This window comes from Pilosibacter rotomagensis, from assembly GCF_045062245.2.
Lineage (GTDB): Bacteria > Bacillota > Clostridia > Lachnospirales > Lachnospiraceae > Pilosibacter.
The window spans coordinates 2,285,883-2,298,562 of sequence record NZ_CM170323.1; the positions used below are offsets into that span (position 1 = coordinate 2,285,883).

Genomic DNA, 12,680 nt, shown 5'->3' on the forward strand with positions numbered 1-12,680 from the left:
TTGTTATTAAAAAAAGCCCTAAAATCATATACCCGGTATCGATATTTCCGATATCTGCTTTTGAACATGATCCGTTACCCTGCAGGCCGTGAAATGGAGATACCGCCTACTATTCCGATATTTTCTTACCGACTATATGACTGAAAGGAAAATATATCCTATGGACCTGAAGGAATTAAACTATGTTGTGACCGTCGCAAACGAGGGAAGCATCTCCCGCGCCGCGGAGAAGCTTTTTATGAGCCAGTCCAGCTTAAGCCAGGCGATCCGTGTCCTAGAGCAGGATCTCGGGACCTCTGTCTTCGTCCGCACCACCCGCGGTGTCCGGCCAACTGCCGCCGGAGATGCCTTTATTTCCCACGCAAAGCAGATCCTGCAGCAGTACCGCGCCGCATGCAGTGAGGCCGCAGACATCGAAAATCTCAACGGCGGTACCGTGATCTTCGGGATCAGCACCTACCGCGGCACGTATCTTTTGCCTCCGGTTTTAAAGCGCTTCCGCGCCCTCTATCCAAAAGTCCATGTTGAGATCTGTGAGATGGACAGCATTGACCTCGAGGACCAGCTCCTGGAAGGTCTTCTTGACCTCGCCCTGATCGCTGCCCCGCCGGTCCGGATCAGACACGGCGTTTCGCCGTTCATGCGCGATGAGATCATGATCGTCACTACTGCGGATCATCCGGTCATGGAATTCGCCAGAACATGTGAATCCGATCCGGAGCTTTCCTAGATCGATCTCAAGGACACTGCCGCCTTCGAATATATTTTCGGACCGCCCAATACCGTACTCGGCCGTGTTGGCCGTCAGGCGCTGCGGGATGCCGGAATCGAGCCCATTGGACAGGGCACCGATCTCTCCGCCTCCTTCGCCGCCGCTATGGCAAGAGAAGGCGCCGGCCTCGCCTTCACCTACCGCTCCTGCCGCGTCCCCGGAGATCATTTCCGCTATCTCCGGATAGGAAAAGAAGGAATCTTCCTTGACCTCGCCCTTGCATGGCCCGCCGGAAAATACCGCTCCCGGGCAGCATCAGCACTGGCAGAACTGTTTCAGGAGATGGCTCCGGAGCTGCTGGAAAGATGATGGAAGCCTTAACGAAACCAGCATCTTCCCTGACGCCTTCGAGGCGTCACGCGCGGTCGCCTGCAACAATCTACATCTTCGCGCGAGTGCGCAGTATGAATCAATACGGTATCAGAGGGAGATTTTGACCCCTACATCATATAATGCGTATATCTAATTGTATTCTATATGTTTTGTGGGTTTTATAAATATTATTCGCTGTGTTTTTGTGATGTTTTTATTTATATTCGCTGTGTTTTTGTGTGATTTCAATTGATATTTGCGATCATTTTATGTATACTTATAGTAAGGAAACGGAGGTGTGCACATGTATTTAAAAAGAAAAGTCGATGATTTTCTCTGTGAATGGAAATCTGATCCCAACCGAAAACCACTTGTCATCAAAGGAAGCCGTCAAGTCGGAAAGACAGAATCCATCAAACATTTTGCGGCAGCAAACTACGAGAGTATCATTGAAATCAACTTTGTAAGAGATGAAAAATACAAGGGAATCATTTCCGATGGATATGAGGCATCCGACATTATAAAAAATATCTCTCTGATCGATCCGTCAAAGAGATTTATTCCGCAAAAGACACTCATCTTCTTTGACGAAATTACCGAATTTCCGGAGATTGCTACATCCCTGAAATTTTTCTGTATTGACGGACGATTTGACGTCATCTGCAGTGGATCCATGTTAGGCGTAAACTATCGTAAAATTGAGAGCAACAGTGTCGGATATAAAAAAGACTATGAAATGTTTTCTTTAGATTTCGAAGAATTTTTATGGGCAAAAGGTTATGATGACACAACCATTCAGAGTATGCTTGCCCACATGAAAGAACTGCGTCCATTTAATGAGCTGGAAATGAAAGTTTATCATTCCCTCTTCCTGGATTTCTGTGTTTTAGGCGGTATGCCGGCAGTGGTAACTGAGTATATCCAACGAAATACGTTTGAAAATTCTCTCGACACGCAACGGCAATTGATTTCTGACTATAAAGAAGATATCCGCAAATATGCACAGGGGATCGATCAGACAAGAATTTTGAATGTTTTCAACCGGATCGCACCGCAGCTCGCAAGAGAAAATAAAAAATTTCAAATTTCAAAAGTCGCATCCGGTGCAAGATTCCGTGATTACCGCGGATGTGCGGAATGGCTTGTCGATGCCGGTATGGTAAATATCTGTTATTGTCTGGAATTTCCGGAACTTCCTTTAGGAGGCAATTATGATCCGGATGTTTTTAAACTGTATTTTGCTGACACGGGCCTTCTGGTTTCCATGCTGGACGATGAATCACAGGAAGACCTGAGAGCCAACAAAAATCTCGGCGTTTATAAGGGCGCTTTATATGAAAATATTGTCGGGGAAGCTCTGGTCAAGCAGCATTATAAGCTATATTACTATAAGCGGGATACATCCACGCTTGAAACCGATTTCTTTATCCGTTCCATGACTTCGCTGATTCCAGTGGAAGTAAAAGCAACAACCGGAAAGGCAAAATCCATGAATACTCTGATCAGCTCGGACCGCTATCCCGATATTCGGTATGGCTTCAAATTTTCCGCACAAAACATCGGTCATGAGAACTGTACTTATACGTTCCCTTATTTCTGTATATTCCTTCTGAAACGGTTTATGGCAGATTTTCATCCTGCGGAAGAACGCATATCAGAATAGAATTTCCACAAACAGACTGCCAGCAAATTCCGTTTATTACAAACGGAATCAGCTGGCAGTTTATTTATGTATACTATAATAGAGCAATCAATGGCTTACCGGTCAACTGCAGCCGACATTGAATCATGATAACCGTCTTCTCTTTTTCCAGCCTTTTCTATCGTCTTCTTTCGCCATATCCACTATATTATAATAAGTTTCAACTACATCTCTCGGAAGCTTCGTCACAGCATACATAACAGGCATGAGAAAAAATGAGGCACTAAGAGATATTGCCATGAAAACAGTTCCCTTTGGATCACCAAGCGCAAATAAAATCAGGGTCGTTACATACATGACCGGAATTGCTAACGCACATAACAAAACTACAATCCGCACCCAGCTCGGTATTTTTTTCTTTTCATTCTTCATTTTCATCTTCAAATATAAATACTTCCTCCACTGATCTTCCAAAAACTCTTGCAATATCAATTGCCAGTTTCAAAGACGGATTATATTTTCCGTTTTCCAGCTTTCCGATCGTCTCCCTGCGGACTCCTACCATCTCTGCAAGATCCGCCTGCTGCAGATTCATTTCTTTTCGGAATTCATGGATCCTTGTCTTAAATTTAGGCATGCATTTTACTCTCTTTCCAACCTTCTAAAATGAAAGCCCGTCATAAAATATTGAAATCCTATCAAAATCATCATACACGATGCAGGATTCAGCATCATAAAATTTCCTATCGTAAGTTCTTTTGATAAAACCACCTTTGACAGATCCAGAAGCACATCCACAATTAAAAGAACTGCCCCTATCAGTCCTTGTTCCAAAAGTACGATTCTGGACGCCTCATTTAAGTGTTCGTAGGCCATCTCATCCATTTCTTCTTTCCTGCATGTAAAATGTTGAACTCCGGAAAAAATTACAAACGAGGTCATAATCGCCGAAAAGGCAAGCGCTGCTGTCAGATTCTTCTCAAGTCCCCTGATCGAATAAAAAATTCCACTTAACATATAAACGATGCCCATTAATGAGTCATATTTTGAGCTCTGTATCACTGACATCAACCGTTTTTCCTTCTTCATTTTTCTTTCCTCCATATGTGATATATTTATCTCTTTTGAGAGAATAATATCGCACATATGGCCGCATGTCAAGAGAAACGTGATATATTTATCACATTTAGTATTACATGGTGAACTGTGATCATTTTGTCAAAGAAAACGCTCACCTGTCGAATCTTGATTTTTTATTGATTCCATACCCCACGATACCCCCGATCACACCGCCTACGATATGGGACATATTGGAAACATGATCATGAACCGTCATACCTTCCCAAAACTGCTGTCCTAAGAATAATATGGCTATCAGGATGAAGGTTGCCGGTATTTCCCCCTCGCGGAAGCTGGTAAAAGAAGATAACAGCATAAATGCAAAAACGACCCCACTGGCGCCACATAAAGCCATGTCCGGAGCAAAAATATAATTTACAAGACCGGTTACCAGAGCTGTTACGACCACGATCTCCAATATCACCCCTGAAGAATATTTTTCTTCCAGCATCGGACCAAGCAGCAGTAAATAGCTCATATTTCCAATAAAATGGGACCAGTCCGCATGTCCAAAGATATGCGTAAACATTCTGATCCAGGTCATCGGGGACAGTATCGGAGAATGATACGTCATAAATAACAGCCTTGCCACACTTCCGCCCGCAACATCATTTAATAAAGTGGCAATAAAGCTGATCGCCACAATGCTCAATACGACCGGTGCATTAAATATAATCCGCAATTTTCTCTTCATCATTCATCTTATCTGGATCCAGCTTCCAGTAAAGCCTCTTTTAATTCTGTCTCGATCTTAACCAGTTCCTCCTGGGCTTCCACACGTTTTTGAGTTCCCTCTTCATGGATCTTAACGACCTCATTGATGGATGTGATAATATCTGCATTCACTTTTCTCAATGTCTCCACATCCACAACGCTCCTCTCGGAAGCCATCGCTGCGTCAATTGCTCCCTGTTTCAGCGTTTCCGCATTTCTTCTGAACATTTCATTCGTCATCTCATCTAACGCGTTCTGCGCATTCAGTGCTCTGGTCGTATGCTCAATCCCTAACGCCAGTACCATCTGGTTTCTCCAGAGAGGGATGGTGTTGAGGATATCTGCACGAAGTTTATCAACGACCTCCTGATCGGCATTCTGCAACAACCGGATCTGCGGTGCCATCTGGATAGAAAGCAGTCTCGTTATTTCCAGGTCAGAAAGCCGTTTTTCAAAGCGCTTACAGGAATTTGCATAATCATTGTAGATCTGCGTGTTCATCTGATCATTAGACGATGTCGCTTTTTCCTGCAATTCTGCCAGCTTCGTATTTTTCGCCTGTTCAAGAGCCTTTTTACCCGCAATGATGTACATGGTCAGTTCTTTGTAAAAATCCATATTCATGTCATACATCTGATCGAATACAAAGACATCTTTCGTCAGTTGCTGATGATGTTTCTGCAGATCTTTTTCAATTTTTTTGATATTGGTTTCCGCGCTTTCATAATTGGCAATCAGGCTCGCGACCTTTTGTCTGCCCTTTTTGAATAATCCGAATAACCCCTTTTTTTCTGGTGTCGTGGTGCTGTTGATCGCAGCCAGAAGTTCTCTCAGACTATCTCCAACATCACCAAATTTCTTTGTCTTTACACTTTTCGTGATAGAAACCGAAAATCCTGAAATTCCCTTCTGGGCACTGGCACCATAAGAATTCACTAATTTCACATTGGAAATATCGATCTGTTTTACAAAGGCCTCCACCTGTTTCTTTTCATCCTCAGATAACATGGATTCATCAATTGCTCCAGCGGAAGCCGTTTTTTCTTCTTCGACAAGAGATTTGCTCTTCAATGACGGTTCCATAAATAACATATCATCCTTTGTATCGCTCATCCAACTCTCCTCCTCCGTTACTTTATTTTAAATTCCGGGTCAACATATCCATCCTGACTCAGCATGCTTTCCAAAGCCTTCGCCTTTGCCTGAAGCTCGATCGCTGCAAACTTCCGGATCTCTTCGATCTTATCATTGACTCCCGCCAAAAGCTGCTCTGTTGCATCCAGAACTTCCGTTTCCGTTTCTTTTATCGTGTTCTCGTCAATATCCTCATCAATGTATTCCAGATAAGAAGCCGTTAACTGTAATGCTTCCGGGATATAATACTCCTGAAATTGAGATAGATCTGTCTGATAGATACTTCCAAATTTCGTAATATAATCCTGCAGCGCAGCCATACGTTCCATCAATTTTCGTTCCACTTGCTCCACCTTTTCGGGCAGCTCACATTTTAAAAGCAGCTTGCATGCCTCGACATAATCCTGGATTGTCTGACGATTCATAAATTCTTCAAATTCAGCCGTCTCAAGCTTTGGCCTCCTTCGTCTTTCCGGAGCTTTTACTTCTGCAGGTGCTGATCTCACCATATTCCTGTATTCATTTTTAACTTCAAATTTTTTTCCGGTCAGCCCCGCTTCCACAGCCTGATCAAAGTCCAGCATATCAAACGGAATACCGTCCATATCCCACGGATTCTGAAGCAGATCCGGATCGATCTCTCCCCCCGAAGATATTTTTGCATCCCTGATCTGCGGTGGTGCCTTTAAGATCCATGCATTTCGGACATCTTCCCAGAATTCTTTTTCAATCATTCGCCATCACCCTTATAGTCTATTCCAAAAATCGCATATGGACAATATCTTGTATGCGGACAAAATTCGCAGTTTTTCGATCCGTCCGCACCTTTTCTCTCCGGATAGATCCCGGTTCTTCCATTCTGGCTCATGAGCATGGATGCCACTTTCTTTGCATAGAAAAGAGTCTCATTATCCAGAAATTCGAGTTTCAACCGCTCATCTGTATACTGATAATCACCAGAAACCTTATAACCTTCCTCACCCTCTGGAAAACCCCAGCGCATGGCATCATCAAGCATCTGCCTCTTCTCTGCCTTTCGAATATACGGAAACAGTTCAAAAACATGCTCTGCGACCTGCCTGATGGAATATCTGTCCTTTAACAATCTGCTTAATATCTGTATCAAGCGAACCACTGCCCTATTTTGCTGATATTCGTTTACATATGTCGACCGGTCATCCAATACACAGCTGTAAACATATCGGATCGGACATAAAGAATATTCTAACTCGTCATCGTATAGATGATGATCCTTGTTCTCTTTTATGGAGTAATTCTTTTCAAAACGCTTATGGGCCCTGACTCCGGCCACATACTGCAGACCCAGATTTCTAAGCATAGAATTTTGGATCTTTGCATCTGACAACCGGTCCAGGAGTGTGATATACGGCGAAGGTGAAAACCTTTTTTCGCCCTGCTGATAGATCCATGAAAGTTCCACTTCCCGGTTTTTCAAAGCATTGTAAATATAATAACGATTCGCCAATGTCGTCAGCTGATTATTTTCCAGCCAGTTCGGAAGATAAGTTCCTTTTGTATTAGCCGCGATCTCCTGTAAAAATGTTTCGTCCACGGGCCAGCTATACCGTTCGGCTGTTCCCGGCAGCTTTGTAATATCCGCCAGACAAATATGTACTTTTCCCATGTTGGAAACCGAGGCAGCTTCGATCTGGAAAATATTGAAAACAAGCGTTTTCAGACCTTCATTATTTTCCGATTCATCATCCATCTGTCCTCTCATAAGGGTTAGAAGTGCTGCAGCGAGATCTCCCGGATAGCATAGAAAATCTCTTACCTTTTCACTTTCCAATGCTTTGAAAATCTGTTCTACTTTTTCTTTTTCTTCACGGTACAGTTCCGGGGACATGGCATGACTCATATCTAACAATGTATCCAGTCTACTCATGTGATCCTGAATGGAAACCGGTTCGTTCTTTCCAAACAATGTCCGCGCCATCCGGATCAACCGACTGATCATATCGATCACATCATCAATCCGGTCTTCCTTGACAGAAAATGGTCCAAAATGCACCAATGGATTACCAAGAACTTTTTGTTTGCCCGATTCTATTCCGAAATCTCCCTCTGATTGCATAAAAACGCTGTACGCATTATCATAGGCATCAGAAAAATGAGTCAACCGCTCATTCCATTCTTCCACGGTATAACAGTTTGCAAAGTATGGCAATATCCTCTCCAGATCATCTGTATATCGGATGCTGCTTTTTCCATGCGCAGAAAGCCACCCTGATGCAAAACATTTCCTCAATCCATCGGCGTTTAGCGTAATACACTGCAGATCTTCATCCCACATTTTATGCAACGTATACACGAACTGTCCAACCGGATATGACAATAGATTTCTCGCCTCATAGCGCTCCGGAAAATAATCTTTGAGCATGCCGTTGGCAGCATAATCATCCGCACTGTAGAGATAAAATCCTTCTTCTTTGATCCTGGGGATATCCGCTACAAACTCCATCGTATTGCTGTATTTTATGATCTTTACATTCGGCGCCGCTACATTCTGGCCTGTTTCAAAAATTTCACCAAGTGGGTTTTTCGCTTCCGGATCTTCAAACCGGATCCATTTTTCATACGCCGGATACCCATTCTTTTCCGTGTAAAGATGCCTCCAGATCTCATTTGCGTAAGGATACTTTTTCTCATCCTGTATGAGCGCGTAGATACTATATCCGGATCTTATAAAACAGTCATAGACAAACTGCTGGATCGGCGTCAGAAACTGAAACCCGTTCCATACCATGGTCTTATTTCCATGAAATCGGAAGATCCGGTTCACGTCACATTCAAAGATCTCCGGCTTTTCCAGCTCCTGCAGCCTGTTTCTGAAATCTGTGATGCTGCTGTCTATCTGTACCAGATAGTTCCACATTTCCAGAAACAGCGAAATATCACGGTCGGACGCCTTCACATCTTCCGGGCGGACCCTTGCCTCCTCCAGACGGATCATGTTCTGGATCGCTGAGTGCAGATTCTTTTTACATCCAAAAAGCCAGTCTCGCTCCCCTTTATTTTCAGAAGCAGCAATCTTACCACGCAGATAATGGTTCAAAGCTGTCACATAGGCAAACTTTTGCGCACTGCTATTCCAGTCTGGAAACAGGCGCTGCGCAAAATTAGCGAAACCCATGATATTTCCCCTAAAGATCCTTATGTCATATGTCATGTTAGCTGCCATTTCTCTTGACATTGTCAAATGCGGCAACGGTGCGATCTCCCTGAAATATGGTGCATTTTTCAATTCTGAGACCTTTGTGTAAGTATATACCCGATTACTCATTGATCAGTCCTGCCTTTCGAATCAATGATGACCAGCTTTCATATGTCTGCCAGTTGTTTACCAGCAGGATCAGCCGGTTTACCGCACGGGTCATTGCGACATACAGCATTCTTGTTTCTTCTGCCATCCCTTTCTGCGCTGCCTCCTGCTGTAATTCTTCATACCAGCGGCTCTTCATCTGATTGCTTTTTCCCGGTTCAAATGTCCAGGCGACTTTATCTTTTCCGGGAAGGATCGAGGTTCTCTCACCGGGAACCAGACGATTATTCATGGCCGGCATGATCACCGTATCGTATTCAAGTCCTTTTGATTTATGCACTGTCATGATATAAACACTTGTATAGTCGTTCACCATCTCAATATCCGGTTCCATCTCCTCCCTGTTCGTGGCGATCATAAGCGTGAGATAAACATATAAATCATAAAGAGTCGCAAACTCCCCATCCATCCTCTGCTGGATCATCTCCAGCAGTTTATCCAGGTTCTTCTGATAAGTTTTCGCATCAATCAGCGCCTGCTTATTTTTCCGGGCTTCCGTCCAGACTTCCCCATACATCTTTACCTTATCCATGGCGATAAAATTTTCTATGATATTGCCGTTTTCCACAATATCCTTGATCACTGCCACCACCGGTCTGAGACGGAATTCTCTCTGATATTCATACCATTTTGTCTGGGAAAGAAATCCTGACAAATACTCTGATAATTCACCCCCACTGCTCTTTATCAATTCCATGTCCGATACTGAGATCACTCCATCATAAACAGCATAGGGAGTCATCAGATAATTGTATGTGTAGATTGGCTGCTCCGCAAAGATATAGGAACTGATCAGCGCATAGAAATCCCGCACTGCCTGAGAAAGGAAAAATGGACGGTCAGAACTCAAAACCACCGTTTTCCCATTTTTCCGGCATAACTTTGCAATTTCAGCTGCCTTATTATTTCCACGGACCAGAACAGCAACTTTCGCTTTATCCGTCACCTTTTTCCTTCCGGAGCGGATGTCCATCTCCAAATCACTTAACGCCCTGTTGATAAGATCCATCGTCTGCCGATCGACTGAACTTTTATTCTCTATGTATTCCATTTCCACGCTTCCAACGTTGGAATTAAATGGTCTTACCGCCTCATCATACCGCAGCAGTCCTTCCTTCGACCAGGCAAAGAAGTATCTTTCCATTACCTTCATGATATTGGAGCAGGTGCGATAATTGTTTCTAAGGCTAAAATATTGCAGCCTGCCGCGCATCTCCTCGTCCAGAATATCAAAGGCCTCATCCGTGGCACCCTTAAACGAATAAATACTCTGCTTGACATCTCCTACGACAAACAGATTTGCATGGATATTCTGAACCAGCCGCGCAAAGGTCCGAATCTGCGTCGCGTCCGTATCCTGAAACTCATCCACAAGCAGATATTTCATGGCAAGGCCTTTGCACTCCAGCCTTTCGTCCAGCAAATAATGTCCAAAATCAAAAAACAGATCGTTGATGGAGATTGCATTTGCGTCCAATTTAAGCCTAACGTACTTTCCCTCGAACTCCTTCAAAACAGCCTTTATGACTCTTTGGAAATCAGAAAGTACCAGATCACCCTGTACTTCTCCCCAGTCCTTATTCAGGATCTCCGAGATCGTATATCCCTTGCTGGTCAATTCTTTCCAATATGCATCGATCACCTTTCCTGCATCTGAATAATTCATCCCAATCTGGGATAAAATACTCCTTCGATCGTCCAGCTGATCAGACAGAATATCCTTGATCAGGTTTTTCCGCTCTCTTTCCAACGGCTGAATTCCCAGATCCCTGCCAAACCCCACACTGGTTCCAAATCGCCGGAACAGATCATATGCCAGACTATCGATCGTTGAAATATGCATCTGAGACTGCTGTTCCAGCCAGGTCAGATATTTCTTATTTTTAGTCAGGGAATACTTTTTCAGAAGAATCTCCTGAAGACGGTCATTCATCTGGTTGGTGGCCTCGTTCGTAAATGTGATCATGAAGATCTCCGACATCTTCAAGTCCGGAACCATATGCATCAGATATAAAATACGGTCCACCATAACGGTAGTCTTACCGGTTCCCGCCGATGCCTTTACCACAATATTGGAATCTATCCCCGCATGTTCAACCCGGTACTGAGCCGCATTGAATGCGGGTATTTTTTCCTCCAGCCAGCAAAACAGCTGGCTCCACTCCTGCCCGATTCCCATGCCATCGATGATGGAAGCCGATCCGAAGTTTTCCACCTCCTCCACTTCCGTTATCGCAAATGCCTGCAGGAAAAAGGCACTTGCAAAGGGCTTGTACATCTTTTTTAACTGTTCCACTTCCTCCTGGGAACCAAACCAGAATACCTTTTTTCCTTCCTGCAGAAAGGTTCCGATTTCTTCCAGGTGCTGTGTGAAATTTTCTTTGAAATATAAGATCGAATATTGTGGCTTTTTCATATCTCTTTACTTTTCCTTTATTTACCAATAGCCTGTTCTGGTTGAACCTATTCTCTTTATCTTGCCATCGTCCATTAGTTTTTTCATCATTCTCTGGACAGTTCTCCTTGATAACGATAACTCTTCGGCCAAATCTGTCTGTGTAATACAAGGGTTCTGTTCCAGACCCGATAGCAGTCTGCCTTCCATATTATCAGCGTCATGATTAGCGCCATTGGTGTCAATAATAGCGTCATCAGTGGCGCTATTTGTCATCTGATTCAAAAGTTCATCTAAAATATTATCTATTTGAGCCAGCATGAATTCAATAAATACCGTAGATTCTCCCTCCACATGGCATTTTGCTATTGCATCATAATAATCATCCTGAAATTTTTCAATTTGGCTTTCTATTGGAATGTATTCAAAAACAGGATTCCATTTCACCAAAATAGCTGTGTGCCACAGCCTTGCCATCCTGCCATTGCCATCTGTAAAGGGATGAATAAATACAAATTCATAATGAAAAACGCTGCTCAAAATCAGTGGATGCACCTGGTCTTTCACTTCATTCATCCAGTCAAACAATTCATTCATCAATTGCGGAACACGGCGCACCGCGGGGCCATAAATATGCACTCTTCACCGTTAAATACACCTTCTTCACCACTGCGAAAATCACCAGATTCCTCTACTATGTATTTTGTCATAATACCATGAAATTTCTTCAATTTTTCTATGCTGTAAGGATCTATTTTAGCTATTTTTTCATAGGCGTTATATGCATTCTTTACTTCCTGTATTTCTTTTGCCTCTCCAAGAACTAATTTTCCATTAATAACATCTCGCACCTGGCTTAGTGAAAGAGAATTTGCTTCAATCTTCAAAGATGAATGAATGGATTTGATCCGATTATTTTTCCTTAGATGAGGCTTGTTTTCCATATTACTCATTACAGTGATACGCCCGACTTTTTCAGAAATAGACGCCACGTGAGATAATATACTGTTTGTAATTGTAAAAGGTGGTTTATATCCGTCCATATATTGCTCCTATTTTTATCCCATATCTTAATTCTGCAAATTCCGGCCGAACGGTGCGCATATCCATATGCACTCATGTGTTTCAAAGGTACGGTATTAAAATTCACCATTAAAGTTGCACTTCCTCCTGGGAACCGAACCAGACTACCTTCTTTCCTTTCTGCAGAAGGGTTCCAATTTCTTCCAGGTGTTGTGTGAAATTTTCT

The 12,680-nt window shown here is 43.2% G+C and carries 11 protein-coding genes and 1 pseudogene; 2 read left to right on the forward strand and 10 right to left on the reverse strand.

What is annotated here, in order from left to right; genetic code table 11:
- The first annotated feature begins 160 nt into the window (after window positions 1-160).
- Together ACI3EW_RS10200 and ACI3EW_RS10205 are read left to right on the forward strand one after the other, a co-directional pair.
- Window positions 161-1,081 (forward strand): annotated as a pseudogene (locus ACI3EW_RS10200) (LysR family transcriptional regulator).
- 307 nt (window positions 1,082-1,388) lie between these two features.
- Window positions 1,389-2,747, forward strand: coding sequence for an ATP-binding protein (locus ACI3EW_RS10205; protein ID WP_485662918.1), 1,359 nt, complete (start codon window positions 1,389-1,391; stop codon window positions 2,745-2,747).
- 123 nt (window positions 2,748-2,870) lie between these two features.
- Here the strand turns inward: ACI3EW_RS10205 and ACI3EW_RS10210 are convergent, their stop codons facing one another.
- The 10 genes from ACI3EW_RS10210 to ACI3EW_RS10255 form a co-directional block, all read right to left on the reverse strand.
- Entirely contained in the window at window positions 2,871-3,170 is a 300-nt protein-coding gene (locus ACI3EW_RS10210; protein WP_405580812.1) for a hypothetical protein, read from the reverse strand.
- A complete protein-coding gene (locus tag ACI3EW_RS10215; RefSeq protein WP_405580815.1) occupies window positions 3,148-3,363 on the reverse strand; it encodes a helix-turn-helix transcriptional regulator in 216 nt (71 codons plus the stop codon). Before ACI3EW_RS10215 ends, ACI3EW_RS10210 begins: the two co-directional genes overlap by 23 nt.
- Before the next feature lie 5 nt (window positions 3,364-3,368).
- Entirely contained in the window at window positions 3,369-3,815 is a 447-nt protein-coding gene (locus ACI3EW_RS10220) for a hypothetical protein (protein WP_405580818.1), read from the reverse strand.
- Between the two features lie 142 nt (window positions 3,816-3,957).
- On the reverse strand, window positions 3,958-4,542 hold the full coding sequence (locus tag ACI3EW_RS10225) for a rhomboid family intramembrane serine protease (RefSeq protein WP_405580821.1): 585 nt from the start codon (window positions 4,540-4,542) through the stop codon (window positions 3,958-3,960).
- Window positions 4,543-4,547: 5 nt separating this feature from the next.
- Window positions 4,548-5,672, reverse strand: a complete 1,125-nt coding sequence (locus ACI3EW_RS10230) for a toxic anion resistance protein (RefSeq protein WP_405580824.1) — start codon at window positions 5,670-5,672, stop codon at window positions 4,548-4,550.
- A 17-nt stretch (window positions 5,673-5,689) separates the two neighbouring features.
- Window positions 5,690-6,427 (reverse strand): hypothetical protein, encoded by a 738-nt coding sequence (locus ACI3EW_RS10235; protein ID WP_405580827.1) that lies wholly within the window; start codon window positions 6,425-6,427, stop codon window positions 5,690-5,692.
- Complete coding sequence (locus ACI3EW_RS10240; RefSeq protein ID WP_405580830.1) at window positions 6,424-8,847, reverse strand: hypothetical protein; 2,424 nt, start codon at window positions 8,845-8,847, stop codon at window positions 6,424-6,426. Before ACI3EW_RS10240 ends, ACI3EW_RS10235 begins: the two co-directional genes overlap by 4 nt.
- A 142-nt stretch (window positions 8,848-8,989) precedes the next feature.
- A complete protein-coding gene (locus tag ACI3EW_RS10245) occupies window positions 8,990-11,452 on the reverse strand; it encodes a UvrD-helicase domain-containing protein (RefSeq protein ID WP_405580833.1) in 2,463 nt (820 codons plus the stop codon).
- A 21-nt stretch (window positions 11,453-11,473) separates the two neighbouring features.
- Window positions 11,474-12,007, reverse strand: coding sequence for a Fic family protein (locus ACI3EW_RS10250; protein WP_405580836.1), 534 nt, complete (start codon window positions 12,005-12,007; stop codon window positions 11,474-11,476).
- Between the two features lie 20 nt (window positions 12,008-12,027).
- On the reverse strand, window positions 12,028-12,474 hold the full coding sequence (locus tag ACI3EW_RS10255; protein WP_405580839.1) for a Fic family protein: 447 nt from the start codon (window positions 12,472-12,474) through the stop codon (window positions 12,028-12,030).
- Between the last annotated feature and the right edge of the window lie 206 nt (window positions 12,475-12,680).

Excerpts from the sequence above, each read along its gene's own strand:
- ACI3EW_RS10240 (WP_405580830.1), bottom strand. The coding sequence starts at position 8,847 with ATGGGTTTCGCTAATTTTGCGCAGCGCCTGTTTCCAGACTGGAATAGC.
- ACI3EW_RS10205 (WP_485662918.1), top strand. The coding sequence starts at position 1,389 with ATGTATTTAAAAAGAAAAGTCGATGATTTTCTCTGTGAATGGAAATCT.
- ACI3EW_RS10225 (WP_405580821.1), bottom strand. The coding sequence starts at position 4,542 with ATGATGAAGAGAAAATTGCGGATTATATTTAATGCACCGGTCGTATTG.
- ACI3EW_RS10220 (WP_405580818.1), bottom strand. The coding sequence starts at position 3,815 with ATGAAGAAGGAAAAACGGTTGATGTCAGTGATACAGAGCTCAAAATAT.
- ACI3EW_RS10230 (WP_405580824.1), bottom strand. The coding sequence starts at position 5,672 with ATGAGCGATACAAAGGATGATATGTTATTTATGGAACCGTCATTGAAG.
- ACI3EW_RS10245 (WP_405580833.1), bottom strand. The coding sequence starts at position 11,452 with ATGAAAAAGCCACAATATTCGATCTTATATTTCAAAGAAAATTTCACA.
- ACI3EW_RS10250 (WP_405580836.1), bottom strand. The coding sequence starts at position 12,007 with ATGAATGAAGTGAAAGACCAGGTGCATCCACTGATTTTGAGCAGCGTT.
- ACI3EW_RS10235 (WP_405580827.1), bottom strand. The coding sequence starts at position 6,427 with ATGATTGAAAAAGAATTCTGGGAAGATGTCCGAAATGCATGGATCTTA.
- ACI3EW_RS10215 (WP_405580815.1), bottom strand. The coding sequence starts at position 3,363 with ATGCCTAAATTTAAGACAAGGATCCATGAATTCCGAAAAGAAATGAAT.
- ACI3EW_RS10255 (WP_405580839.1), bottom strand. The coding sequence starts at position 12,474 with ATGGACGGATATAAACCACCTTTTACAATTACAAACAGTATATTATCT.